This is a genomic window from Aquisalimonas asiatica (genome assembly GCF_900110585.1).
Taxonomy (GTDB): domain Bacteria; phylum Pseudomonadota; class Gammaproteobacteria; order Nitrococcales; family Aquisalimonadaceae; genus Aquisalimonas; species Aquisalimonas asiatica.
The window spans coordinates 58,210-84,203 of sequence record NZ_FOEG01000007.1; the positions used below are offsets into that span (position 1 = coordinate 58,210).

At 68.0% G+C, this 25,994-nt stretch carries 19 protein-coding genes; 11 read left to right on the top strand and 8 right to left on the bottom strand.

Annotated features, from left to right (window positions below; all coding sequences use genetic code 11):
* Window positions 1-105: 105 nt before the first annotated feature.
* Window positions 106-3,624 carry a chromosome segregation protein SMC gene (gene smc / locus BMZ02_RS14110; RefSeq protein ID WP_091645059.1) on the top strand — a complete coding sequence of 1,173 codons (3,519 nt, stop codon included), beginning with the start codon at window positions 106-108 and terminating at the stop codon, window positions 3,622-3,624.
* Between the two features lie 156 nt (window positions 3,625-3,780).
* Window positions 3,781-4,854, top strand: coding sequence for a cell division protein ZipA (zipA, locus tag BMZ02_RS14115; RefSeq protein ID WP_091645060.1), 1,074 nt, complete (start codon window positions 3,781-3,783; stop codon window positions 4,852-4,854).
* Between the two features lie 397 nt (window positions 4,855-5,251).
* On the opposite strand, the gene BMZ02_RS14120 is transcribed toward zipA, so the two are convergent.
* Window positions 5,252-6,469, bottom strand: a complete 1,218-nt coding sequence (locus BMZ02_RS14120) for an acyl-CoA dehydrogenase family protein (protein ID WP_091645062.1) — start codon at window positions 6,467-6,469, stop codon at window positions 5,252-5,254.
* Window positions 6,470-6,676: 207 nt separating this feature from the next.
* On the opposite strand from BMZ02_RS14120, the gene BMZ02_RS14125 reads away from it, so the two are divergent.
* The 4 genes from BMZ02_RS14125 (at window position 6,677) to BMZ02_RS14140 (ending at window position 11,115) form a co-directional block, all read left to right on the top strand.
* Window positions 6,677-7,528, top strand: coding sequence for a 3-hydroxybutyryl-CoA dehydrogenase (locus BMZ02_RS14125; protein ID WP_091645064.1), 852 nt, complete (start codon window positions 6,677-6,679; stop codon window positions 7,526-7,528).
* 70 nt (window positions 7,529-7,598) lie between these two features.
* Complete coding sequence (locus BMZ02_RS14130; protein ID WP_091645066.1) at window positions 7,599-8,540, top strand: cobyrinic acid a,c-diamide synthase; 942 nt, start codon at window positions 7,599-7,601, stop codon at window positions 8,538-8,540.
* Window positions 8,541-8,552: 12 nt separating this feature from the next.
* Window positions 8,553-9,719: a toxic anion resistance protein gene (locus BMZ02_RS14135; protein ID WP_091645067.1), complete on the top strand. Its 1,167-nt coding sequence runs from the start codon at window positions 8,553-8,555 to the stop codon at window positions 9,717-9,719.
* Complete coding sequence (locus tag BMZ02_RS14140) at window positions 9,691-11,115, top strand: FAD-binding oxidoreductase (RefSeq protein WP_245754044.1); 1,425 nt, start codon at window positions 9,691-9,693, stop codon at window positions 11,113-11,115. The genes BMZ02_RS14135 and BMZ02_RS14140 overlap by 29 nt, the downstream gene beginning before the upstream one ends.
* A 173-nt stretch (window positions 11,116-11,288) precedes the next feature.
* Here the strand turns inward: BMZ02_RS14140 and BMZ02_RS14145 are convergent, their stop codons facing one another.
* On the bottom strand, window positions 11,289-12,542 hold the full coding sequence (locus tag BMZ02_RS14145) for an acyl-CoA dehydrogenase family protein (protein WP_091645069.1): 1,254 nt from the start codon (window positions 12,540-12,542) through the stop codon (window positions 11,289-11,291).
* An 86-nt stretch (window positions 12,543-12,628) separates the two neighbouring features.
* Between BMZ02_RS14145 and BMZ02_RS14150 the strand changes: the two genes are divergently transcribed.
* Window positions 12,629-13,417, top strand: a complete 789-nt coding sequence (locus tag BMZ02_RS14150; RefSeq protein WP_091645070.1) for a transglutaminase domain-containing protein — start codon at window positions 12,629-12,631, stop codon at window positions 13,415-13,417.
* Here BMZ02_RS14150 and lnt read toward each other — a convergent pair.
* From lnt to BMZ02_RS14165, 3 genes are all read right to left on the bottom strand, one after another.
* The gene (gene lnt / locus BMZ02_RS14155; RefSeq protein ID WP_171909935.1) at window positions 13,354-14,997 is read right to left on the bottom strand and encodes an apolipoprotein N-acyltransferase; all 1,644 of its coding nucleotides are present in this window, start codon (window positions 14,995-14,997) and stop codon (window positions 13,354-13,356) included. The two genes, BMZ02_RS14150 and lnt, sit on opposite strands and share 64 nt — an antisense overlap.
* 67 nt (window positions 14,998-15,064) lie before the next feature.
* Window positions 15,065-15,973 (bottom strand): poly(ethylene terephthalate) hydrolase family protein, encoded by a 909-nt coding sequence (locus BMZ02_RS14160; RefSeq protein WP_091645073.1) that lies wholly within the window; start codon window positions 15,971-15,973, stop codon window positions 15,065-15,067.
* 197 nt (window positions 15,974-16,170) lie between these two features.
* On the bottom strand, window positions 16,171-17,460 hold the full coding sequence (locus BMZ02_RS14165) for an MFS transporter (RefSeq protein WP_171909936.1): 1,290 nt from the start codon (window positions 17,458-17,460) through the stop codon (window positions 16,171-16,173).
* A 121-nt stretch (window positions 17,461-17,581) separates the two neighbouring features.
* On the opposite strand from BMZ02_RS14165, the gene BMZ02_RS14170 reads away from it, so the two are divergent.
* From BMZ02_RS14170 to BMZ02_RS14180, 3 genes are read left to right on the top strand one after another with little or no spacing between them, the layout of a single operon-like run.
* Window positions 17,582-18,691: a mechanosensitive ion channel family protein gene (locus tag BMZ02_RS14170; RefSeq protein ID WP_091645076.1), complete on the top strand. Its 1,110-nt coding sequence runs from the start codon at window positions 17,582-17,584 to the stop codon at window positions 18,689-18,691.
* A gap of 42 nt (window positions 18,692-18,733) precedes the next feature.
* On the top strand, window positions 18,734-19,657 hold the full coding sequence (locus BMZ02_RS14175; protein WP_091645078.1) for an AAA family ATPase: 924 nt from the start codon (window positions 18,734-18,736) through the stop codon (window positions 19,655-19,657).
* Between the two features lie 4 nt (window positions 19,658-19,661).
* Window positions 19,662-20,999, top strand: a complete 1,338-nt coding sequence (locus BMZ02_RS14180; RefSeq protein WP_171909937.1) for a VWA domain-containing protein — start codon at window positions 19,662-19,664, stop codon at window positions 20,997-20,999.
* 6 nt (window positions 21,000-21,005) lie between these two features.
* Here the strand turns inward: BMZ02_RS14180 and BMZ02_RS14185 are convergent, their stop codons facing one another.
* The 3 genes from BMZ02_RS14185 to dacB all read right to left on the bottom strand — a co-directional run bounded on the left by BMZ02_RS14185 (window position 21,006) and on the right by dacB (window position 24,308).
* The gene (locus BMZ02_RS14185; RefSeq protein ID WP_091645082.1) at window positions 21,006-22,133 is read right to left on the bottom strand and encodes a M48 family metallopeptidase; all 1,128 of its coding nucleotides are present in this window, start codon (window positions 22,131-22,133) and stop codon (window positions 21,006-21,008) included.
* Window positions 22,130-22,723: a LemA family protein gene (locus BMZ02_RS14190; protein ID WP_091645084.1), complete on the bottom strand. Its 594-nt coding sequence runs from the start codon at window positions 22,721-22,723 to the stop codon at window positions 22,130-22,132. Before BMZ02_RS14190 ends, BMZ02_RS14185 begins: the two co-directional genes overlap by 4 nt.
* Window positions 22,724-22,838: 115 nt before the next feature.
* Window positions 22,839-24,308, bottom strand: coding sequence for a D-alanyl-D-alanine carboxypeptidase/D-alanyl-D-alanine endopeptidase (dacB, locus tag BMZ02_RS14195; RefSeq protein WP_171909938.1), 1,470 nt, complete (start codon window positions 24,306-24,308; stop codon window positions 22,839-22,841).
* 160 nt (window positions 24,309-24,468) lie between these two features.
* Between dacB and BMZ02_RS14200 the strand changes: the two genes are divergently transcribed.
* Window positions 24,469-25,974 (top strand): GGDEF domain-containing protein, encoded by a 1,506-nt coding sequence (locus BMZ02_RS14200; RefSeq protein WP_091645088.1) that lies wholly within the window; start codon window positions 24,469-24,471, stop codon window positions 25,972-25,974.
* The last annotated feature ends 20 nt before the right edge of the window (window positions 25,975-25,994 follow it).

Below are 25,994 nucleotides of genomic sequence, written 5' to 3' on the forward strand. Positions count from 1 at the left end.
GTTGCCCGGCAAGCGGCCGGATCGGACTTCAGCGCAAGTCTACCGGTCGCTGCCTTGCTCGGCCACGTGCGGAACCCGCGAACGAGACAGGGAAGGCCACCCCTCATGCGGCTTAAGAAGATCAAACTGGCAGGCTTCAAGTCGTTCGTCGACCCGACGACCGTCCATCTGCCCGGAAACCTGGTGGGCATCGTCGGCCCCAACGGCTGTGGCAAGTCCAATGTCATCGACGCCGTACGTTGGGTCATGGGGGAGAGCTCGGCCAAGCACCTGCGCGGCGAGTCCATGGCCGATGTCATCTTCAACGGCTCCAGCAGTCGCAAGCCCGTCGGGCAGGCCTCCATCGAACTGGTGTTCGACAACAGCGACGGCACGCTCGGCGGCCAGTACGCCAGCTACAGCGAGATCTCCGTCAAGCGTCAGGTCAACCGCGAGGCGCAGTCCCAGTACCTGCTGAACGGCACGCGCTGCCGCAAGCGTGACATCACGGATGTCTTCCTGGGCACCGGCCTGGGCCCCCGCAGCTACTCCATTATCGAACAGGGCATGATCTCCCGGATTATCGAGGCCAAGCCCGAGGAGCTGCGCGTCTACCTGGAAGAGGCGGCGGGCATCTCGCTCTACAAGGAGCGACGGCGCGAGACCGAGCGGCGCATCCGTGATACCCGCGACAACATGGAGCGGCTGGACGACGTCCGTGACGAGGTGGCGGGGCAGCTCGAGAAGCTCAGCCGACAGGCGCGTACCGCCGAGCGCTACAAGGAGTTCAAGGCGGAGGAGCGCCAACTGCGGGCCGAGTTGCTGGCGGTACGGTTGCGTGACCTGGTGGACGAGATGAAGACCGGCGAGCGCGCCCTCGAGGAGCAGCGCAACGCCCTCGAGGCCGAGGTGGCGCGTCAGCGCGCGGCCGAGCGGGAACTGGTGGAACAGCGTGAGCAGCAGGGTGAAGTCAGCGAGAGCCTGAACGAGGCCCAGGGGCGGTACTACGCCCTGGGCAGCGACATCAACCGCATCGAGCAGCAGGTCGCCCACGAGCGTGAGCGGCGGGAGAAACAGCAGGAGGATCTGGCCGCCAACCGCCAGGCCCTGGATGAGCTGCTGGAGACGGTCCGCGCCGACGAGGACAAGCTTGCGGAGACCCGTGAGCGCCTCGCCGAGCTGGAGCCGGAAATCGAGGAGCTGCAGGAGCTCGAAGAGACCGCCTCCGAGCAGGTGGACGCCGCGCAGCAGGCCATGGACGACTGGCAGCAGCGCTGGGATGCGTTCAACGAGCGCGCCGCCGAGGCCGTGCAGGCCGCGCAGGTGGAGCGCACCCGCATCGAGGGCCTGGAGCAACGCCAGCAGACCCTGGCCGACCGGCGTCAGCGGCTGGCGAGCGAGCGCGAGAACCTCGACCCAGACAGCGTTTCCGATGCCCTGGAGGCGCTGGCCGAGGAGGCGGAGGAGCTGGGCGAGCGGCAGGAGCTGCTTGGCGGACAGCTGGAGGAGACGGAGGCCGCGGCGGCCAGCCTGGCGGAACAGGAGGCGGCACTGGACGACCGGATTCACGCGCTCCGCGGCGACATCCAGCAGAGCGAGGCCCGCCTGACCTCCCTGGAGACACTGCAGCAGGATGCCCTGGGCGAGACCGAGGGGCCGGTGGCGGACTGGCTTGCCGGTCACGGCCTGGATCGCGGGGGGCGGCTGGCGCAGCGGCTGTCCGTGGAGCCGGGTTGGGAGCAGGCCGTGGAAACGGTGCTGGCCGACCGGTTGCAGGCCGTCTGCGTCGACGCCGACCAGGTGCCGGCGGCCGACCGGCTCGGCAGCCCGGCCCAGGGCAGTGTCACCCTGGTCAGCACCGGGGGGGAGGCCACCGGCCACGCCGATCACGACCACGGGCTGCAGCCGCTCCTGGCCCATGTTGCCGCCCCAGGAGCCCTGGATGACCTGCTCCACGGCGTGTTCTGTGCCAGTGATGCCGCCGATGCCGAACGTCTGCGCACCCACCTGCGCACCGGCGAGTGCCTGGTCACTCCCGACGGCATGCTGTTCGGGCGAGGGTGGACGCAGCTATCCGGCGATGCCGGCGATGGTGACAGCGTGCTGGCCCGGGAGCGGGCCATGGAGGCGCTGCGCGCGCAGCTGGAGACGGCCCGCGAGCAGCGCGACCAGCTGGTGGACCAGCGGCGTGAGATTGAAGAGCAGCGCCAGGACAGCGAGGCGCGCCGCGACCAGCTGCGCGAAGAGCGCGATGGGGTCGTGCAGCGGCTCACCCAGGTTCACGCCCGGCAGGATGGGCAGCGCCAGCGCCTGGAGGAGTTGCAGGCGCGGGATCAGCGCCTGGCGGAAGAGCTCGCACAGCTTGACGAGGAAGCGGCGGAAACCGCCGAGGCCGTGCATGCGGCGCGGGGCAGGCTGCAGGAGGCCCTGGACCGCAGCGAGGCCGATGGTGATGAACGCGAACGGCTGCAGCAGGAGCGCGAGCGGCATCAGGAGGCGCTGGCCGAAGTCCGTGAGGCCATGCGCGAGCGCCGCGAGCGTCGGCACGAGCTGCTCCTGCTCCAGGAGAATGCCAATGCGTCGCGCCAGTCCCTGGAAGAACAGCTCCGCCGGCTCGCGGAGCAGCGCGAACGCCTGGAGGCGCGCCAGGAGGAGCTGGCCGAGGCCCGGGAAACCCAGGGGGATCCGATCCCCGAGCTGGAAGCCCGACGGGAGCAACTACTCCAGCAGCGGGTGGACGCCGAACAGGCACTGCAGGAGACCCGCAACCGCATGGCCGAGATCGAGGGGGCGCTCCGCAGCCGCGAAGAGCAGCGTCAGCGCGCCGAGCAGCAGGTGGAGACCCTGCGCCAGGAGCTGGAACGGATGCAGCTGCGGGATCAGGAGCTGCGCGTCCGCCGTCAGACCCAGTCCGAGCAGCTGGTGGAGCTGGGGTTCGATCTGGACACGCTGCTGGCCAATCTCCCCGAATCGGCCACCGAGGCCGACTGGCAGGCGCGGCTGGAGCAGATCGAACAGCGCATCAACCGTCTCGGGCCCATCAACCTGGCGGCCATCGACGAGCATGAACAGCTCTCGGAGCGCAAGGGCTACCTGGACCAGCAGCACGCGGATCTGACCGAGGCCATGGAGACCCTGGAGTCGGCCATCCGCAAGATCGACCGGGAGACGCGGCAGCGCTTCAAGGAGACCTTCGACAAGGTCAATGCCGGCATCCAGCACATGTACCCGCGCCTGTTCGGCGGCGGTGAAGCGTACCTGGAGATGACCAGCGACGATCTGCTGGCGACCGGCATCACCATCATGGCGCGGCCGCCGGGCAAGCGCGTGAGCACCATTCACCTGCTCTCGGGCGGGGAGAAGGCGCTGACGGCGGTGGCACTGATCTTCGCCATCTTCGAGCTGAACCCGGCGCCGTTCTGCATGCTCGACGAGGTGGATGCCCCCCTGGACGAGGCGAACGTGGGGCGGTTCTGCCAGCTGGTCAAGGAGATGTCGGCGCGGGTGCAGTTCATTCTCATTACCCACAACAAGGCCACCATGGAGATCGCCAGCCACCTCATGGGCGTGACCATGCACGAGGCGGGTGTATCGCGGCTGGTGGCGGTGGACGTGGACGAGGCGGCCGAGATGGCGGTGGCCTGACCGGGCAGGAACAAACGGGATCCCGCGGCGTCTCCTGAAAGAGACGCTGGACGATGCGCCGCAGACCATGGACCCTGTACGAATGGCCGACCATTGACCGAACGTCCATGGTGGCGGCAGGCAGAGACAACGAATCGACTTTCGCGGACGGACACGATGGATACATTGCGCTGGATACTGCTGGCTGTTGGCGTGCTCGTGATCGCCGGCCTGTTTGGCTACTACAAATGGCAGGAGCGCCAGGGCAGCAAGGGCAGGAGAAGCACCTCGAAGTCGGCAGGGGTGCGGCGGTCCGTGCGCGGCGATCGCGATGTGGAGGCCGCGCTGCGCGACATGGACGACTTCCTCCTGGATGACGGCATCGACGAAGCGGCTGATCTCCCTGATCTGGAAGCGGAGCCGGATGACGCGCCCGTTGGCCGTGCCCGGGTGCGCACCAGCCATCACGAGACCGTGGATAACGACTCCAGCGTTGGCCCCGTCCGCGTGCGCTCGGTGGCAGACGATGTGGGCGCCGCGGATTTCTCCGATGCCCTGGATGAGGAACCGGCGGACGCCTGGAACGACGATTTCGAGCCGGAATACGACGAAGCGCCGGACGCGTACGAGGACGAGTCCGACCATGAACGGGAAGAAGGGGGCTGGAATCTGGGGCCCGTGCGGATTCCCAGGCCCTCCTGGGTCAAGGATGCCGGCTGGCTGGGCGGTGATCACGGTTCGCGTGCGGACAGCGACGCGCAGGAGGACGATCAGGCGAGCTACGAGGACGCGGTGGCCCAGGCCGTGGGTGAGAAGATCATCGTTCTGCACGTGCACGCGGGCGAAGGGATGTGCTTTACCGCAGACGGTGTGAGCGATGCGCTGGAGCAGGTCGGCCTGCGGCTGGGGCAGCACGAGATCTTCCACCGGCATGTGGAAACGCGTCGTGGCGAGGAGCCGATGTTCAGCGTCGCCAGCATGGTCAAGCCCGGGACACTGGACCCGTCGCAGCCGGAAACCCTCGAGACCCCCGGGCTGGCGCTGTTCATGCAGTTGCCGGGGCCGTTCGACGGCCTGTCAGGGTTCGAGCAGATGCTGGAGACGGCCCGCCGGTTGGCAGACCAGCTCGACGGCCATCTGCTGGACGGCAAGCGCTGCGATCTTACGGCGCAGTCCGTGGAGCACATTCGCGAGGACCTGCGGGAGTACCGCCGACTGGCCCATCTGGCGGCGCGCAAGACGCGGGCGTGAGCCGCCGGTCCTTCGGACCCATGGGTCTTGCTAGCCGTTCAAAAGTCACTGAGACTTGGTTTTACCTGTTGAAAGGTTAGTCACTCCCGGAGCGCACCAGAGACGTCTCTGTAATGCACCATGGTCGTGGTGCATGGAGGTGGGGTGTGTGGCCGTGGTGGGGGGAGGTCGGAGTGGGTTCCGGCGCTCCGCCTAACTTTGCTCCCTGGCGGAAGCAAAGTTTCCGCGTCTCCGGCCTGGTCGATTTACAGCACATCCCTGTGCTGAAAATCGATGGCGGCGTCCCTGCCGCCACCCTTCGGGCCGGGCGGCCTCCGGCGCGGAGCGTCGCGAGTCACCCACTCCGACCTCCCCCCACCACGGCCACACACCGGCTTCTTCCCAGGTACTGTTTCCCTTACAGGTACGCCTTCAGCTCTTCCTTGGCGATGGCGTTCCGGTGGACTTCATCGGGGCCGTCCGCCGTGCGCAGGTGGCGGGCGTAGACGTACATGTCCGCCAGCGGGAAGTCCTCGGTGTAGCCGGCCGCACCGTGGGCCTGGATGGCCCAGTCGATGACCTGGCACGCCATGTCCGGGGCCGCCACCTTGATCATGGCGATCTCCTTCTTCGCCACCTTGTTGCCGACGGTGTCCATCATGTAGGCCGCGTTCAGCGTGAGCCAGCGGAGCTGGTCGATGCGGATACGACTTTCGGCGATCCGCTCCCGCCACACACCCTGCTCGGACAGCGGTTTATGGAACGCGACGCGCTCGCTCAGCCGTTTGCACATGAGCTCGAACGCCCGCTCCGCCTGGCCGATCACCCGCATGACGTGGTGGATGCGCCCCGGCCCCAGCCGGCCCTGGGCGATCTCGAAGCCGCGGCCCTCGCCGAGAATCATGTTCGAGGCCGGCACGCGCACGTTGTCGAACGCGATCTCCGGGTGCCCCTTGGGCGCGTGATAGTAGCCGTACACCGGCATGTCGCGCACGATGTGCACGCCGGGGGTGTCCTTGGGCACGATGATCATGGACTGCTGCTTGTGACGGTCGGGGTTGTCCGGGTCCGTCTTGCCCATGAGGATGAAGACGCGGGTCTTCTCGCTGCAGCCGTTGGTGATGAACCACTTGCGGCCGTTGATCACGTACTCGTCACCATCGCGCTCGATGCGCGTCTCGATGTTGGTGGCGTCGCTGGAGGCAACCGCCGGCTCGGTCATGGCGAAGGAGGACCGGATCTCGCCGTTCAGTAGCGGATACAGCCAGTCCCGCTTCTGCTCCTCGCTGCCGTAGCGGGCGAGTACTTCCATGTTGCCCGTGTCGGGCGCGTTGCAGTTGAACACCTCGGACGACCACATGTACCGGCCCATGATCTCTGCCAGGGGCGCATACTCCAGGTTGGACAGGCCGGCGCCGTACTCCTCCTCGGGCAGGAACAGGTTCCACAGCCCGGCTTCCCGGGCCAGGGGCTTGAGCTCCTCCACCAGCGGAACCGCCGCATAGGCCTTGCCTGCCTGGCGGTTCGCCTCCAGCTCTTCCTTGTAGCGGGCATCGTTGGGCACGATGTGCTCGTCCACGAACGCCTGCAGGCGGTCGCGCAGTTCAAGGGTTCGCTGTGAGTGTTCGAAATGCATGGCAACCTCCGGGGGCGTGTTCAATGATTTGCTGGACACGCCGAGTGTGGTGAACCTGTACAAATGAATCCAATGAATTAACTGGATGCTTAATGATTCATTTGGTGCATGATGGGGCCAGCCGGTGCGGCCGCTTGCCACGGACGAAAACCCTGCTAATGTGACCCGGTTTTCGTGCAATGCGACATTCAACGGGAGAAGCAAGTCATGAGCGTCAAGACTGTCGGTGTGATCGGTGCGGGCACCATGGGCAACGGCATCGCCCAGGCGTTTGCCGTGAGCGGGTTCAGCGTGAAAATGTCCGATATCGGGCAGGAGCAGGTGGACCGGGGGCGCAAGGCGATCGAAAAGAGCCTGGACCGCCTGGTCTCCAAGGACAAGCTCTCCGTGGCCGATCACGGTGCGGCCCTGGGGCGGGTTGAAGGCGTGGTGGGGCTCGATGGCCTTGCCGACTGCGACTTCATCGTCGAAGCGGCCACCGAGCGCGAGGAGCTCAAGCTGGACATCTTCCGCAAGCTCTCGGACTTGGTCAGTGCCGAGACCGTCCTGGCGTCCAACACCTCGTCCATTTCGCTCACCCGCATCGCCGCGGCCACCGCGAACCCGGAGCGGGTCATCGGCATGCACTTCTTCAACCCGGTGCCCGTGATGAAACTGGTGGAGGTGGTGCGTGCGCTGCAGACCAGCGACGCCGTGTTCGAGCAGGTGGAGAGCCTGACCCGGCAGCTGGGCAAGGAGCCCGTGGCCGTGAAGGACAGCCCCGGATTCGCCGTGAACCGTATCCTGGTGCCCATGATCAACGAGGCCTGCTTCGCCTGCGCCGAGGGCATCGCCGCGCCGGAGGACATCGACAAGGTCATGCAGATGGGCGCTAACCACCCCATGGGGCCGCTGGCCCTGGCCGATCTGATCGGCCTGGACACCTGTCTGGAAGTCATGAAGGTGCTGCACTCCGCGCTGGGGGACCCGAAGTACCGCCCGTCGCCGCTGCTGCAGCAGATGGTCGACGCCGGCTACCTGGGTCGCAAGGTCGGTCGTGGCTTCTACGTTTACGACTGAGGCGGCCGGGAACGTCGGCCCCGCCGCCCGCGGTGGCGGGGCCGTCCGGCGCCGCGGGGGCGGTTAGCGCATGCTCGGCTTTCTCCAGGGGTTCGCCTACGGCCTGTTCCTCTCCTGTATCCCGTGGTTCATTGCCGGCATGGTGAATCCGGCAGTGGCGGTGCCCAACGAACCGCCGAGCCGGTGGCACGTCATCCTGCGCTACTGGCTGGGGATTCCGTTTCTCGCCTTCCTGCTCTGGCTGACGTCGCTCTGGGGCGGGTTCGGCCCGACGCTGGCCGGCTGGATCGTCGGGCTCCTTGCCATTGCTGTGGAAGTGCCGCTGGAGCGGGCCTGGCGACGATGGCTGGCACGCCGCCGCGAGAAGCGCCAGCACCGGGAACAGGAGGCGCGCAAGCGGCAGCGGCAGGCCGAGAAGGAGGCGCGCGCGCGGGAAGCGGGGGTCGCCGTGCTCGACCCCGATCACCCGCCCGAGGATGCCGACGCGGTGGTCCAGGCGCTGTGCAACGTGAAGAGACGGCTGCAGGAGGCGCGGCGGGGGGACCTCGCCGTGCAGGTGGACCGCCTGTACTCCCGTTACAGTCACGGTCTTGCGGTCCTGGGCGCGCGCTTCGATCCCGGCGAGCTGACCTATCAGCGGGCCGCAGGGCTCATGGCCGAGGTCTGCCGGGGCGCGCTGGACAACTTCCACGCCATGGCCTCCCAGGCGGCCAGTGTTGCCGGTGTCGACGCCGATTACGTGCGCGGACGCCTGCAGCGTGAAGGTGCTACGCTGCCAGCTGAAGAGCGTCAGGCTCTGGAGCGGCGCCTGGACCTGTTGCAGGAGACGGAAGCGAGCCTGAAAGCGCTGGGCGGCCGTAACGAGGCGGTGATCACCGCGCTGGACGATGCCACGGTCGCGGTGGCCCGGGTCGAGACGGCGCGGCCTCATGCGTCCGTCGCCGCCGAGCGGGCGCTGCAGGATCTGCAGCGCTTTGTCGACGGCGCGGGCCGGTATCAGCGTAGTGAGTGACGGGCGAAAGGCATGACCGAAACCAGTGACGACCACGGCGACGCGACCCTGAAGCTCGCCATCCCGGACCCCGAGGATCTGACGGGCCACGCCGACACGGCCGACGCCGAGGCGACCCTGGCCGCAGAGGCGGATGCGTTCGTGCGCAGAATGCTGGAGGCGGATGCGGAGCACGCCCAGCGGCAGCGCGAGGCGGTGGATACCATGGGTGCCGATGCCCAGCAGGAAGCCGCGCATCGCAGCGCCATGCTGCAGACGCCGCTGCGGCAGCTTGCGCACCAGGGGGATGATGGCGGCCCGGTGGCCCGCTCCCTGGAAGACCTGCGCGCACGCATGGACGACCTCGACCCCCATCGCCACGCGCTCTCCCGCGGTGGCGTGTCGCGCCTGCTCGGGCGCATTCCCGGCGTGGGAAGTCCCATGCAGCGCTATTTCCGGCGATTCGAGACGGCGCAGGAAGCGCTGGACGGCATTATCCACGACCTGGAATCGGGCCGTGACATGCTCCGGCGGGACAATCTCACTCTCAGTGACGATCAGGCCGCGCTGCGGGCCAGCATGGAACGCCTGGAGCGGGACGTGGCCCTGGGCCGCCTGATCGACGAGCGGCTGGTGGCCGCCGCGGCGGAGTACCCGGCCGAGCACCCGCGCCGCGCCTTTCTGGAGAACGAACTCCTGTTTCCGCTGCGCCAGCGCATCACCGATCTGCAGCAGCAGCTGGCCGTGGCGCAGCAGGGCGTGCTGGCGCTGGAAGTGGTCATCCGCAACAACCGTGAACTCATGCGCGGCGTCGATCGCGCCATCAACGTCACCGTCTCGGCGCTGAACGTGGCCGTGACCGTGGCCATGGGCCTGGCCAACCAGCGGCTGGTGCTGGACCGCGTGGAAGCGCTGAACAGTGGCACCTCCGACATGATCGCCGGCACCGCGAAAGCGTTGCGTGGCCAGGGTGTCGATATCCAGAACCGGGCGGCCTCCACGTCCCTGGACATGGAGCAGCTGGAACAGGCCTTTACCGACGTGCTCGCCGCCATCGACGAGGTCTCCCGCTACCGGCGCGAGGCCTTGCCGCGGCTGGACGAACAGATCGACCGGCTGGATCAGCTGGCCGCGCGCGGCCGGGCGTCGGTCCGGTCAATGGACGAGGGGAATGCGAGTCATGACCGGCATGAGCAGTGATGCCGACGCGAGGCCGCCCGCCGACACGGTGAACCGGGTCGTGACCGAACTGCGGGAGCGCCTGGGCGAGCGGGTGTCCACCAACGCCACGGTGCTCGAGCAGCACGGCCATGACGAATCCGGCTGGCCGGTGATGCCACCGGACGCCGTGGTCTTTGCCGGCTCCCGTGACGACGTGGCCACAACTGTGACTGTTTGTGCCCGCCACCGCGTGCCCATGATCCCCTACGGCACCGGCACCGCCGTGGAAGGGCATGTGCAGGCCCTGCACGGCGGCGTCGTCATCGATCTCTCCGGGATGGATCAGGTGGTGGCGGTCAACGCGGCCGACATGGACTGCACCGTGCAGGCGGGCGTGACCCGCAAGCAGCTCAACCGCCACCTGCGCGATACCGGGCTGTTCTTCCCCATCGACCCGGGGGCGGATGCGTCCATCGGTGGCATGACCTCGACCCGCGCCTCCGGCACCAACGCCGTGCGCTACGGCACCATGGCCGGCAACGTCCTCTCCCTCACCGCCGTCCTCCCGGATGGCCGGGTGATCGATACCGGCCGCCGCGCGCGCAAGTCCTCCGCCGGCTACGACCTCACGCACCTGCTCATCGGGGCCGAGGGCACCCTGGGTGTGATCACCGACATTACCCTGCGCCTGCACGGCCTGCCGGAGGCCATCAGCAGCGCCGTGTGCGCATTTCCAACGGTGCGGGATGCCGTGGAGGCGGCCAGCGAGACCATCCAGACCGGCGTCCCCGTGGCCCGGGTGGAACTGCTGGACGAGCTGCAGATGCAGGCCATCAACCGGTACGCCGGCCTGGATCACCCCGAGGCGCCGCACCTGTTCCTGGAGTTCCACGGCTCCCCGGCGGGCGTCGCCGAGCAGGCGGAGACCACCCAGGCCATTGCCAGCGAGCACGGGGGACACACCTTCCAGTGGGCCACCGTCGAAGAGGAGCGCAACCGCCTCTGGCAGGCCCGGCACGACGCCTATCCCGCCGCACTGCAACTGCGCCCGGGCGCCCGGCCGGTGCTGACCGACGTCTGCGTCCCCGTGTCCGCACTGGCCGACTGCATCGCGGACGCCCAGCGCGAACTGGAACGCCTGCCCATGCCCGGCACCATCCTCGGCCACGTGGGTGACGGCAACTTCCACGTCATCCTGCTCTGCGACCCGGAAAGCGCCGACGACTACGCCCGGGCCAAGGCCTTCAATGAACGCCTCGTGGAACGCGCCCTGGCCCTGGACGGCACCTGCACCGGCGAGCACGGCATCGGCATGGGCAAGATGCCCTTCCTCCAGGCCGAGCACGGCGACGCCGTGGCCGTCATGCGCAGCATCAAGGCCGCCCTGGACCCCCACAACCTGATGAATCCGGGAAAGGTGTTCCAGCGAGCCTGATCCGGATAAGGCGGCAATGGCCAGTGAGCTTCCGGCATGGGGCGGGTGCCCTGATCATGGACTGTCCGCGGCCCGGACGGCCGCGGTCAAGCGCCCATGGACGGGTTTACGGCGTGTCCGTGATCGGAACACCGTAGCCCAGGCTCCGGAGCGAAGCCCGCCAGCCTGCCGCTCTATTGATCCGTAAACGTGAAATACGGCGCCGTCGCCCCCCGCGTCTCCCGCGCCTTGCGCAACTCGTCCCGCGCCACACTCCGCAGATGCACCTCATCCGGCCCATCCAGGAACCGCATGGCCCGGCCCCAGGTCCAGAGATAACTCAACGGCGTATCCGGCGTCAGCCCCATGGCGCCAAACACCTGCATGGCCCGGTCCACCACCCGTGTCTGCAGCCGCGCCACCACCGCCTTGATCCCCGACACCGCCGTGCGCGCCGCCCGGGCGCCCTGTGTATCGATCTGCCACGCCGCCTGCAACACCAGCAGCCGCGCCTGATCGATCTCCAGGCGGGACTCCGCGATCCACTCACGGATGTTGGCCTGGTCCGATAGATACTGCCCGAACGTGCGGCGCTCCAGCGCCCGCTCCCGCATCAGCTCCAGCGCCACCTCGCACTGGCCGATGGAGCGCATGCAGTGGTGAATGCGGCCCGGCCCCAGCCGTGCCTGCGCCATGGCGAAGCCCTGGCCTTCCTCGCCGAGAAGATTCTCCGCCGGGACGCGCACGTTCCGGAAGACCAGCTCGCAGTGCCCCTCGGGCGAGTGGTAGTGCATGATGGGGATGTTGCGCACCACCTCCAGCCCCGGTGCATCCATTGGCACCAGCACCATGCTGTGCCGGGCGTGGGGATCGCTGTCCGGGTCCGCATTCGACACCCCGAGCACCACCGCCAGTTGGCAGTTGGGATGGGACGGCCCGGTGATGAACCACTTGCGGCCGTTGATCACGTACTCATCGCCGTCACGGCGGATGGAGGTCTGCATGTTGGTGGCGTCCGATGAGGCCACGTCCGGCTCACTCATGGCGAAGCAGGAGCGGATGGTGCCCTCCAGCAGGGGCCGCTGCCAGCTGTCATACTGGCGGGGGGAAGCGAACAGGTGCAGCAGCTCCATGTTGCCGGTGTCCGGCGCCGAGCAGTTGAACACCTCGGGTGCCCAGTGAACCCGGCCCATGACCTCGGCGATGGGTGCATACTCCAGGTTGCTCAGGGCCGTGCCGGGCTCATCCCCGCGGAGCCCCGGGAGGAACAGGTTCCACAGGCCGTCCCAGCGGGCCAGTGCCTTGATGTCGTCCACCAGCTCCAGTGGATACTGTCCCGTTGCCGCTTCCCGGTGCCACTGGCTGTTGTAGGGCAGAACGTAGTGTTCCATGAACTGAATCACCCGGGATCGCAGTTCCTCGGTTCGGGCGCTGTGCGCGAAATCCATCAGCCGTCTCCGGACAGGTCTACCGCGTGTTAGCGTGAAGGCTCCGGCAGGCGGACAACATGATTCAGGTCAAGGGAGAACAATGAATGCGGCTTGAGGTCGGGTGCGTCATCCGGATGGAGTGTCCGCAGCCAACGCCACTGATCCTGCTGTTGCGGCCGCGCAGTGGCCGGTACCAGTGGATCATCAGTGAACGCTATGCGCTCACGCCCCACGTGCCGGCAACCGAGTACGTCGACGGCTTCGGCAACCTGTGTCAGCGCCTGGTGGCTCCGCCCGGCCTGTTCACCGTGGAGACCTCGGCCGAGGTGGATGTGGCCGCCGAGGAGGCGATCGCCTCCGGTGCGCCTTACGTGCCGGTGGAAACCCTGCCCGACGAGGTGCTGGTCTACCTCATGCCGAGCCGCTTCTGCGAATCCGACCGCCTGGGCGCCGTTGCGAGCGAGGCCGCCGGCAGCGCAGCCATGGGATACGACCAGGTCGCTGCGATCTCGCAGTGGGTGTACCAGCACCTCACCTACCTGCCGGAGTCGGATCCCTCGCCGGTGTCCGCCCTTGAGGTGTACGCCAGGGGCGAAGGGGTCTGCCGTGATTTCGCCCACCTGGCCGTTGCCCTGTGCCGCAGCCTGAATATCCCGGCACGCATGGTGGCCGGCTATCTCCAGGATCTCGAACCCATGGATCTGCACGCCTGGTTCGAAGCCTACGTTGGTGGTCGCTGGTACACGTTCGATCCCACCCGCCCGGGCAACAACAAGGCACGGGTCACGCTGGCCCAGGGGCGCGACGCCGCGGACATCCCGGTGTTCAATCAGTTCGGGCCACCGGTGACGCCGTCGCGCATGGACGTCTTCGTGCGGCCTCTGTCGCGCTGACCGGCGCGTCGGCGCCAGGCGCATGCGGCGGCGTAGGCCACCAGGACGCCCAGGCCCGTGTTCAGGGCCATGGGCACTGCCCGCGGATACCGGTTGAAGAGGGTGGCACCGGTGTCCTGCGGGTCCGGCAGGTCAGCGAGCAGGGTGTCCGTTGCGAAGGGGGTGGTTGCCTTGATGATCCCCCCATCGGGGCCGACCAGGGCAGACGGGCCGTTGTTGATGGCATGCACCATGGGCACGCGATTCTCCACCGCGCGGAGAATCGACGTGCGCAGGTGCATTGATGGCTGCGCTGTTTCACCGAACCAGTTGTTCATCGAGTGCACCACCAGGACCCCGCCGGCGCCATCCACGCCGCGCGCGACCAGCTCGGGGAACACGGTCTCGTAGCAGATGCGCGGGATCACGCGTCGCCCGGCGACTTCAATGGCGTCCGGCCGGTCCCCGGCCGTGAGCGTCTCCATGAAGTCACCGAAGTAGGCCTCCGCGGCGGGGGCCAGCCAGGGCAGGGTGTCTGCCCATGGTAGGTATTCCCCGAAGGGCACCCGGCCCATCTTGCGGTAGTGGCCTGCAGGTGCGCCGTCCGGACCCAGTACGCTTGCGGTGTTGTAGTGGTGCGTCCCGCCGCCCTGATCGGCCGTCTCCGCATCCTGGAACGCCAGGGTGATGCCCAGTTCCCGGGCGGCCTGATGGTAGCGGTGCCGGACACCGGGGTTGCGGTGGTAGCCCTTGTAACGCGCCTCGGGCCAGACCACCAGCTCGGCACCGGCCCCGGCCAGATCGCGGGTCGCCTCCAGCTCCGGGGGCGCCAGACGCGAGTAGCCGGAGGGCAGGGGTGGAATACCCCGGGTTGGCGGGTCGTTGGGCTGCACCACCCCCACGGTCAGGGGGGGCAGGGTCGCGGTTGTCTCACGCCAGTCGTGAAGGGCGGCGATGCCGTAACCGAACCACGCGACCAGCAGGCCGGCGGCGGCCAGCCGAAGCGACAGCCGGCTTCTGTGCCCGGCGACGCGGAGCTGCTCGTGGATCAGTGTCGCCGCCAGGGCCATGAGCAGGTCGAGGGTGCGCACACCGCCCAGGTCCACGCCCTGGATGGCAGGGAGAAACAGGGATTGTCCCTCGCCGGGCCGCAGCGGAAACAGCACAGGGAACAGGTTCAGGACACCGACAAAGACGATGGGCACGAGCAGCAGGTCGGAGAGCCCGGTGACACGTCTCAGCCACTGCAGTGCCAGCGCCGCGAGGGCGAATGCCTGGGCGGCGTAGAGCCAGTAGACCGCCGCGGCGGCGGTATGCCAGGGGGCTGAGTACCCCTTGAACAGGGAAAAGAAATCGGCCATCCAGTAGGTGCCGGACGCCCATGCGGTCAGGCCGGCCACCAGTCCCAGGAGCCAGGCGCCTTTCAGTGAACGGTTCTCCAGTGCCATGAGCAGCGGGACCAGGGCGACCCAGCCGGCGACAAACGCCTGTGGCAGGAGGAACGGCAGGCTGAGGAGCAGACCCGCGAGCGCGGCAAGGGCGATCGGCAGAGTCCGGTTTGCGAGGCCGGCGCGGGTGGGCTGTTCCGAGGAGGCTGCCATGGTCTGTTCGGGCGGACAGAGCCGGTGCCCGGGGTCGTTGCGGGCACCGGCCATCCTGCACGGAACGTCAGTTGATGTCCCGTGTCTCCACGTCCCAGTCGCCACTCTCACAGAGGACGCAGTCGGCACCGAAGAAGACGTAGGCCGCATGGGCGTCGTCCATCAGGTAATACCGCATCCATGCCGTGGAGGGGCCGCGGAAATCGCCGGCACTGCCGACCGGCTCGAAGTGACCGGCGCCATCCAGGGTGCCCCAGAACACCGGCACGTTGGTGTTGTTGAACACCGGGCGCTGGTTGAGAATCGGGCCTGCAATGGTGTCGCTGCTCCCGGACATGAGGAACATGGGCCCGTTCTGGTTGCTCTGGGAATCGCTGTCATGGCCCAGCCCGATCACGTAGGGCTGCATCGGCGCCGTTGCCGTGACCCGGGGGTCCTGACCAGCCATGATGCTGCCGCCCCCGCCCTGGGAATGGCCCGATGTCGCCACCCGGTCCATGTCCAGGTTGCCGGCGTAGACGCTGTTGCCGTTGGCGTTCTCCTGCTCCAGGTAATCGAGGCAGTCGATCATGTCCTCGCCATCCCCGGCGCTGGAGGTCTCCGCTGCGGCCACCACGAAACCGTGGCTCGCCCAGTGCGACAGCAGGCTGCCGTAGGTGGTGGGGCTGGTGCCGGTGCCGTTGCCCCAGATGATGACGGGGTGCTGCAGACCCGTATCACCCAGGTCGGTGGGGTAGTGGATCTCGCAGCCATCCGAGAACCACCCGCCGCTCTCCGTGGACGATGTGGTGGAGTACGGCCCGTCTTCAGCGAAGTTGCTGACCGACGGAAAGCCGGTGCCCGTCTCGTCGTCCTCCGGGGGTGGCAGGTCATCGCCGTTGCCCGGGCTCAGTGCTGTTGCCGTGCCGGTTGCCAGTGCGAAGGCCGTGGCAGTCAGCCAGGCGGTCAGCGTGGTTTCCCTCTTGATGCTTTCCATCGCATCTCCTCCTCATTGTTTGCCGTGACGTTGCGCACTTGCGACGCATGAAGAGGCTCCGGACGCTCACGGCGGCGACCCGGTGCCTGTCTGGAGTCCCATCATCCGTGGATGGGATCAAAAGACTGTATTGTTCTGTGCTGAAACAAAGTGGCTGTTTGTCTCTGTGACAGAATTAGTCGCCGACCCGCACACTGTCAAGTGTCTTCGGGATCGGAGGCGGCGCTGGCGTCCGGGAGTGATTTCGGAGGAGGCTGATCGTCATCCGCATGGGCACGCGGGTCCAGCTCGTGGATGGCAGGGGTGGTGCGGCTCATGGTGCGATAGGGGCCGTGGGCGGCGGCGCGCTCGTGTCGCAGCAGCCAGGCCGCGGCGCCGGTGGCGGCGGCGATCACCGCCATGTAGATGAACAGGCCCGCCCCGCCCAGCGCGGCGATGATCAAGCCGGCCAGGACGGGGCTGCCGGCTGCGGCGACACCCCAGAGGAACAGCAGTGCAGCGGCGACCGCAACAAAATCGCCACCGGTGCCTGCACGATCATTCGCCTGCGCCACCGCAAGTGGGTAGAACGTGAACGTGAAGCCGCCGAAGATCGCCGTGGCCGCGAGCAGCAGTTCCAGGGGCACGGTTGTTGCCAGCATGGCGATACCCAGTGCCAGCAGCGCCGATACGCTCCCCGCCAGCAGGATCATCGGTTGTCTGCCGACCCGGTCCGACAGGAGGCCGATCGGCCACTGCAGGGCGATCCCGCCGAATATCAGGCTGGCCATCAACAGCGCCACGCCGTTGACGTCGAGTCCGATACGTAGCCCGAACGCGGGTGCCAGCGTAAACAGGGCGCCACTCATGAGGCCGGACGCAATGCAGGTCCACGCCGCCAGCGGCGAACCGGTGAGCGTCGCGGTCAGCGCCATGGGGGTGTGCGGAGCCGGCTCCGGTGGCGAGCTCGCGCGGCTCAGCGCCACCGGCACCAGGCACAGCGCAAACAGGATGGCCACCACCATGAAGAGCTCGGTCCCGGCCGGGTCTCCGAACGGGAGAAGCAGCTGACCGGCGCCCAGCCCGAGATACGAGACCACCTGGTAGAGGGAGAACACACGGCCGCGGTTGGCGGGATCCGCGCGCTCGTTCAGCCAGCTCTCCACGACCATGTAGATGCCGGCAATGCTGAATCCGATCAGAACGCGCAGCAGGAACCAGGCCGCCGGGAGGACGTAGAGCCCCTGGAGCAGAATCGCGGCGGTACAGGCTGCGGCGAAGATGGCGAAGGCGCGGATGTGACCGACCTGGCGGATCACGCGGCCAGCCCATTGGGAGCCCGCCACGAGGCCCACGTAATAGGCAGCCAGGATAATGCCCTTGATCTGCGGGTCCACCGTCTCGAAATTGAGTCTCACGCTGAGCAGAGTGCCCATGAGCCCGGTGCCGATCAGCATGATGGCCACTGAAGTCAGCAGGGCGATGATCGAGACGAGAAACTGACGCATACGGCTCCTCCGGCGACCCGGGAAGTCTGGTCGAGGACCGCAGGCGTGGCAAGGACGGCTGCGTTCCTCCCGGAAAGGTGGGTATGCTGTGCGCTGGGTCAACCGCGGCGGAGATGGGCGCATGTTGGAGGCCGTAGCCGATCACGGGCGTGACTGGGTGGTGATTGCCGCCGGGTCGGTGTTTGCCGTGGGAGTTGTCCTGGCGGGCTACCGGCTCGGTCTCGCCGGGCTGCGTCGCGTATTGCCCGCCGACGGGGCGGGGCGGCTGTTTCTTGACCGGTCCGCGCGCGCCCTGGGTGCGGTGGCCGTGTTGCTCGCCCTGCAACTCGTCGCCCAGGGTATGCCGTCGGATCCCGCCTTTGTCGCGGTGTACAAGCACGGCATCACACTGCTGCTGATCGTCGCCATCACCTGGGCGGCGGTGCGCTGTTCGGCCGGTGTGGGTGACGTGATCGTCAAGCTCAACCCACCTCTGGCCCAGGCCGAGCGCACCCGCCAGGCCCGCAAGATCGAGACGCAGACGCGGTTCATCACCCGGGGTCTCAACATCCTGATCGTCATCGTGGGGTTCGCGGCCGCCCTGATGACGTTTCCGCCGGTGCAGCAGCTGGGGACCAGCCTGCTGGCGTCCGCCGGCATTGGCGGCATCATCCTCGGGTTCGCCGCCCGCCCGGTGCTCACCAACCTGCTGGCCGGCATGCAGATCGCGCTGACCCAGCCCTTCCGCATTGATGACGTCCTGTTTGTGCACGGGGAGTGGTGCTGGGTGGAGGAAGTGACCAGTACCTACGTGGTGTTGCGCGTGTGGGACCTGCGCCGTCTGGTGGTGCCCCTGCAGTGGTTCATCGAGAATCCGTTCCAGAACTGGACGCGCCATTCCACGGATCTCCTCGGCACCGTGTTCCTGTGGGTGGACTACCGCATGCCGGTGGATGCCCTGCGAACGGAGTTTCTGCGCCTGCTGGAGCTGGCGCCGGAGTGGGATGGCGCCACCAGCACGGTGCAGGTCACCGATTCGTCCAGTCAGGCCCTGCAGGTGCGCTTTCTCATGAGTGCCAGCGACTCCACCCGGACGTGGGATCTGCGCTGCCGGATTCGCGAGGGGCTGGTGGCGTACGTGCAGCGTGAGCATCCGGACTACCTGCCGCGGATCCGGGCGGAGCTGGAGTCTCCTGAAACGCCCGGCGACGTCTCCTCCGAGCTTGCCTGGGAGCAGCCCCATCCCCGATGATCAGGCAGCACACCACCGTATGGGAATCAGCGAGCGTATTGCATGAGTGACGCAGAACAACGGATGAGCGCATTGAACAGCGGCCTGGCGGGGACCGGCTATATCTGCGGTGACGACGTCACCACGGCCGTCTACCTGGCCCAGGCGCTGGAGAAACCCGTGCTCGTGGAAGGACCGCCCGGTGTCGGCAAGACGGAACTGGCCCGCGCCATGGCCTCGGTCACCGGGCGCCAGCTCCTGCGGCTGCAGTGCTATGAAGGGCTCGACGAGGGGCGTGCGCTGTACGAGTGGAAGTACGGCAAGCAGCTGCTCTACACCCAGGTCCTGCGGGACCGCCTGGGCGCGCTGCTGGCCGACACCGAGGACCTGGACGCGGCGGTGGAGCGGCTCGACGGGCTCGGTGGTGGCTTCTTCTCGGAGCCGTTTCTGGATGCGCGGCCGCTGTTGCAGGCGCTGCGCGCGGAGCAGGGCGCGGTGCTGCTGATCGACGAGGTGGACAAGTCCGATCCGGAGTTCGAGGCGTTTCTGCTGGAGTTCCTGGCGGATTTCCAGGTGACCATTCCCGAGTTCGGCACCGTCGAGGCGACCACGGCGCCGCTGGTCTTTCTCACCAGCAACGCCAGCCGGGAGCTCTCCGATGCCCTCAAGCGGCGCTGTCTCCATCTCCACATCCCGTATCCGGACCGAGCCCTGGAGCGGCGCATCCTCGAGCAGCGCGTGCCGGATCTGGGCGAGCGGCTGCGCGACGAGGTGGTGGCGTTCGTGCACGGCCTGCGCGAACTGGATCTGCGCAAGCGCCCGGCCATCTCGGAGACGCTGGACTGGGCGCGCACGCTGGTGCTGCTGCAGGCGGAGCGGCTGGATGCCGACGTGGTCCGGCGCACCCTGAACGTGCTGCTCAAGTTCCAGGATGACGTGGAGCTGGCCACGCCGCGCATCCGGGAGATCCAGGCGCGACACCAGTAGACCAATGGACCACCTGCTCACCGAGTTCGTCCACCTCCTGCGCGGTGCCCGCATCGATGTCGGCCCGGCGCAGACGGCGGATGCCGCCCGGGCCCTCGCGGTGGTGGGTGTCACCGACCGGGAGCGGGTGCGCCGTGCCCTGGCCGCCACCCTGGTGACGAGCCAGGACCAGCGGGCCACCTTCGATGCCTGCTTCGATCGTTACTTCCAGGTGGCCGGGGTGCCGGCGACAGGGGAGGGGCACGAGGCCGACGCCGATGCGGCCAGCGCGTCGCCGGCGGCCATGCCCGGCAGTGGCGGCGGCCTGGCGCGGGAGCTGGAAAACGGTGACACGGCGGCCCTGGAGACGAGGCTGGCCGAAGCCATGGCCGAGGCGGATGTTGCGTCCGCACGGCACTGGACCCAGACCGGCGTGATGACCCAGCGGGTGCGTCAGGCACTGGAGCTGCAGGCGGTGGACGAGACCATCCGCGCACGGCGCGCTGCCGGTGAGCCGGCGGATCGGCTTGCCGCGGCGCGCGCGGCGCTGGATCGACGCATTCGTGCACGGGTGGATCAGCGTGTGCGCATGCAGGCGGAGGCCCAGGCCTGGACGTTCCGTGACCGTGTGCTGCGGCAGACACCCCTTTCGGCGCTGGATCGGCGTGACCAGGCACGCATGCGCGAGCTGGTGCAGCGGCTCGCCCGGCGGCTTGCTGCCCGTCACGGTCGGCGCAGACGACGCCGGGACCGCGGTACCCTGGACGCCCGGGCGACACTGCGCGCCAGCCTGCGCTGGGGCGGGGTGCCGTTTCGGCCGCAGTGGAAATCGCGCCGCCGCGACCGCGCCCGGGTAGTGGTGTTGTGCGACGTGAGCCAGTCGGTGCGTGGTCAGGCGGCCGTGTTGCTGCCGTTCATGCACGCCCTGCAGGACGTGCTGCCGGAGGTGCATTCATTCGTGTTCGCCAGTGAGCCGGTGGATGTGACCGCGTTGTTCCAGCGGCACCACCCGGCTCAGGCCATGGACGAGGCCCTGGCGCAGTATGGCAATGGCTCCACGGACTACGGCGGTACGCTGGCCCGCTTCGACGCCGTGACCGACCGGCTCATCCAGCGGCAGACCACCGTGGTGATACTCGGCGACGGGCGCAACAACTACGGGGACCCCGGGCTGCCGGCGCTGGAGCGCATTGCCGGGCGCGCCAGAGAGCTGATCTGGCTCAACCCGGAGCCGGAGCGGAGCTGGGGCACCGGTGATTCCGAGATGCCCGCCTACGCCCGGCGGTGCAGTGAGGCCCTGCGCTGCCGCACCCTGCGGGATCTGGAATGGGCCGTCATGGAGCTCCTGCGCCGCACCGCCTGAACGGAGTCAGGCGGCGTCGCCGTGCAGCTCCCGGCGCCGCTCCCGCATCATCTCCTTCTGCGGTTTGCGCCACACCGGGTCATCGTCCGGGTTGAAGGCCGGATCCAGGGCGCGGATACGCTCCACCAGCGGCGGATGGGTGGCCATCAGCCCCGGCGAGCGGCGTGACACCGCCTCGGCGAACAGCATGTGCCGGACTTCCTCGCCATGGGCGTTGTTCAGGTGCTCGGCTTCCTGCAGTGCGCCGATCTTCTTCAGGGCATTGGCCAGCCCCTCCGGCTCACGGGTGAACTCCACGGCGGTGGCGTCGGCGAGGTACTCCCGGCGCCGGGAGATGGCGGCCTGGAGCATGCGGCCGGCCAGCACCCCCAGGGCGCCGAGGACGAGCAGGGCGGCGCCGATGGCCATGGCGGCCATGACCACGCGCTGATCGCGGCGGCCGCCACCGATGAAGACGCTGCGCATGGCCATACGCCCGGCCACCGACAGGGCCACCAGGCCGAAGATCATGGCCATGACCCGCAGATTGAGCCGCATGTCGCCGTTGGCGATGTGGGCGAACTCGTGGGCCACGACCCCTTTCAGTTCCTGCCGGTTGAGCGTGGCAAGGGCACCGTGGGTCATGCCGATGGCGGCGGTCTCCGGCGAGTTGCCGGCAGCGAAGGCGTTGATGCCCTGTTCGTGCTTGATGACGAACACCCGCGGCATGGGCAGGTTGGCGGCAATGGCCATTTCCTCCACCACATTGTAGAGCTGACGCTTGGCGGGGTTGGTGGTGTCCCGGGTGACTTCCGTGCCCCCCATGGACTGGGCGACGCGCGCGCCGTCTCCGCCCAGCAGGGCACCCCGTACCGCCGCGGTGATCAGGATGATGCCCATGACGCCGAGACCCACCGCCATGGCCGCCGCGGGGTCGAAGCGCTCGAGCAGCGACCGGTCGCCGGCTTCCGGCCCGGCGGCCTGCTGTTGCTGTGCCCACTCCTCCTCGGCACCACCCAGGAGGAGGCCACCCAGGGCGCCCACGGCGACGGCAATGAGCAATGTCAGCAGCAGGAACAGTGCCACCAGCACCATCGTGCGCCGGCGGGCGCTGGCCTGCGCCTCGGCGAAATTGAAGAAGCCGTTGCTGCTCAAGAGAATTGCACCTTCGGCGGTTCCTGCATGGCCTCACGGTCCTCGAACTCCAGCATGCCGGCGCGGGCGAAGTTGAACATGCCGGCGATGATGTTCGACGGCACGGTCTCCACGGCGTTGTTGTAGCGCATGGCTGCGTCGTTGTAGGCCTGCCGGGCGTAGGCCACGCGGTTCTCCGTGGAGGTCAGCTCCTCCTGCAGGCTGCGGAAGTTCTCGTTGGCCTTGAGGTCGGGGTAGGCCTCGGAGAGGGCAAACAGCCGCCCGAGGACGCCGCCGAGCGAGCCTTCGGCCTTGCCGAGCTGTTCCATGGAGGCCGGGTCACCGGCCGCGCCGGAGGTCTGCTGGCGCACCTGTTCCGCATTGTTGCGCGCTTCGATCACTGCCGTGAGGGTTTCCCGCTCATGGGTCATGTAGCCCTGGACCGTTTCCACCAGGTTGGGGATCAGGTCGTGGCGGCGCTTGAGCTGCACGTCGATCTGGGCGAAGGCGTTCTTGAAGGCGTTCCGTTTGCGGACCAGGCGGTTGTAGAGCAGAACGCCGGGAACGATCAGAACGGCGAGCACGATCAGGAGAGTGATGACGATTTCCATGGGCAGCCCCTTGCTGGTTTTGCGGTTGTCTGAGCAGTGATCCGTGTGCGGCCCCGTGCCGGTGGCCCCGCAGTTCCTTGCCGCCTGGCATGGTAGCGCGCCCGGGCGCCCCGGGTCATGGGGCGGCGCTGTGGAAAGCCCATTGCAGCACGGCGTCCTGCACGGCGCGGCCGGCGCCCCGGTGGGCGTCCTCGGCGTTGACCAGCACCACCACGAGCAGGTCTTCGTCCCGGGCCGAGCGCATGTAGCCGGCAATCGCGGAGACGTGATCGATGCTGCCGGTTTTCATGCGCGCCCGCCCGGTCAGCGGGGAGTCATTGAAACGGTTGCGTAGCGTGCCGTCCCTGCCTGCGACCGCCAGCGAGCTCTTGAACTCGGGCATGACCAGGCTGGTGCGCGCCTGCTGCAGCAGGGCGGCCACCTGCCGGGCCGTGACCCGGTTGTTGCGTGACAGGCCGGCGGCGTTGTCCATGATCATGCGGGTTGTGTCGACGCCGGCGCGCGCCAGGGCGTACGACACCGCCTCGTGACTGCCGCTGTCCGTGGCCGGAAATGCCTCGTGCTCAACCGCCAGGGTGAGGGCCAGATGCCGGGCCATGACGTTGTTGCTGTACTTGTTGACCAGCCGAACCACGTCCACGAGCGGGCGTGACTCACGGACGGCCACCGGCGTGGTGTCCCCCCGGCCCCATTCGCCGCTGCGCAGCCCCCCCTCGAACGTGCCGTCCCACTGTTTCCAGAGCGCCCGGAACAGCCCGTAGACGTAGTCCTCGGGTGTCATCGCCGAGCGTGTCAGGCGCTGCCTGCCGCAGGAGACCGGGTAGCTGCCCTCCAGGATCACCGCCTGGCCATTCGGTTCCTGGGCGATGTCGTAGGCGACCCGGCTGTGGGCCCCGCCGAAACAGGGGCCCGCGGAGGCGGAGAGCCGGCTCTCCACCGGCAGATTGGCCATGGGCGGATAGGTGCTGACGTGAATGTCGCGGCCGTCGAGGCTGGGTTCCAGCTCGAAATCCAGCACGTTGAAATTGATCAGCAGGGGATGGGGCTGTTGGTTGTACGCCCGGAACGGCCGCTCGTCGAAGGCGCCCGGGTCGGTTTCCGAATGGGCGAATGCCGACGTGTCCAGCACCAGGTCGCCTGTAATCCGCTGGATCCCCCGGCCCCGCACTTCACCGAGCAGGCGCCAGAGGTCCCGCGCCACCAGGTAGGGATCGCCGGAGCCGCGAATCCACAGGTCGCCCTCGAGCACGCCGTCGTGTACCGGGCCGTCGGCGTGGACTTCCGTCGTCCACGTATACGCGGGGCCGAGTGCCTCCAGCGCGGCGTAGGTGGTATAGAGCTTCATCACCGAGGCGGGGTTCTGGGGCAGGTCGGTGTTGAACGCCAGGCGCGGGGCGTCCTGGTTCACCCCCTGAACCCAGACGCTGACGGCTTCATCAGGCAGCTCATGGGCGTCCATGACAGCACGCACCGGACCGGGCAGGGTGTCAGCGGCCTGCACGGCCTGCGCGCTCCCCAGCAGGGCTGCGAGGAGACCGGGAACCAAGCGGCGCCAGATGGCTGCAACCCAGCGCAATCGTTTCATGGAGTGACGTCCTTTGAGCCGCCGTTCGTTGATGGTGTGACCAGGTTGGGAGGCACCCGTCATCGTGGCTGTTAAACTACCGGACTGTAACGCGGCTTCCCACTGCTGACTGTGATCGGATTGTCGTCGCTGCCGATCCACTGTGACCGAAGGATCATCAATGGACGCTGACATCAGGGAAGCGCTTCAGTATTGCCCGAATTTACCAAGCATGTCCGATGTCGCCATGGGCATCGTCGAGCTGGGGCGCGAAACGGAAGTCAATACCAGCGGTCTCGCTGCCTTGCTGTCCCGCGATCCGGCGGTCGCGAGCCGGATGCTGCGTGTCAGCAACTCGCCGCTGTATGCGCAGCGTCGCCGTTCCCGCAACCTGCAGCAGGCCGTCTCGGTCATCGGCCTGAACGGCGCCCTGACGCTGGCACTGACGTTTTCCCTGGCCGACTCCCTGCGCCAGGCCCCGGGCAGTGCCCGCACCATCGATTATGTCTGGCGTCGGGCGCTTGTGTCCGCCGCGGCGTCACGGGAACTGGGGGCGATGCTTGGGCGGCGTGACCTGGAGGAACTGTTCCTCGCCGGCCTGCTGCAGGATATCGGCATTCTGGCGCTGGAGGCGGCATTGCCGGAGCGCTACGGGAAACTGCTCGTGGTTCCGCCAGCACATGATCACCTGCTGGAGCTGGAGGCGGAGACCCTTGGCTGTGATCACGGCGAGGCCGGTGCCTGGCTGATGCGGTACTGGTGTCTGCCGGAGTATCTGCCGCTGGCGGCCCAGGGCAGCCACGACCCGCTCGGCATGGATGTGGCCGACAGCGAGCGGTTTCAGCTCCATTGCGTGGCGGTGGCCGGGCGGGTTGCCGATCTTTTCCTGGGGGTTGATCACGGTGCCGATGCGGCCATGCTGGCCGACCGGGCCAGCCGCTGGCTGGCGCTCGAGCGCGGCGAGGTGGAAGCGCTGCTGGACCGGCTGCCGTCCGGGTTCCCCGAACTGGAGCGCCTGTTCGAGACACGGATCATTTCGCACCGCCGTGCGGCGGGTGTGGTGGATCAGGCGCGCGAGGTGCTGGCGATGCGCAGCCTGCAGCTGCTCGATCACGCCGGAGAGCAGCACCGGCGCTCCGCGGAACTGGAACGCAACACACGCCTGTGGCGCGAGACGGCGAGCCGCGATCCGCTCACCGGCATTCACAACCGGCGCTATCTGGACGAGCGGCTCGAAACGGAGTTCGCCCGCGCGCGGGAGCATGGCTGGCCGCTGGTGATCGGGTTCCTCGACCTGGATTACTTCAAGGTGGTCAATGACCGCTACGGGCATCCGGTCGGGGATTCGGTGCTCATGCATATCGCGGGGCTGCTCACCCGGCACCTGCGGGACGGCGACTGCGTGGCCCGCTACGGCGGGGAAGAGTTCGTGGTGATGCTGCCCGGGGCGGACAGGGAGGCTGCGGAGGCTGTATTCGAGCGGCTGCGTACGGCCCTCGCGGAGGAGGTGTATACCGGCGAGGACGGGCGGACGTTCCATGTGACCGCGTCCATCGGCGTGGTCGCCTACAGCGGCGACGACAGCGTGTTGTCCACGGCTGCCCTGGTGCGTGCGGCGGACCGTGCGCTCTACAGGGCGAAGGAGCACGGCCGCAACCAGATCACTTTCGGCGAACTGGACGACTGAGCCCGTCGCCCGGAACGCCG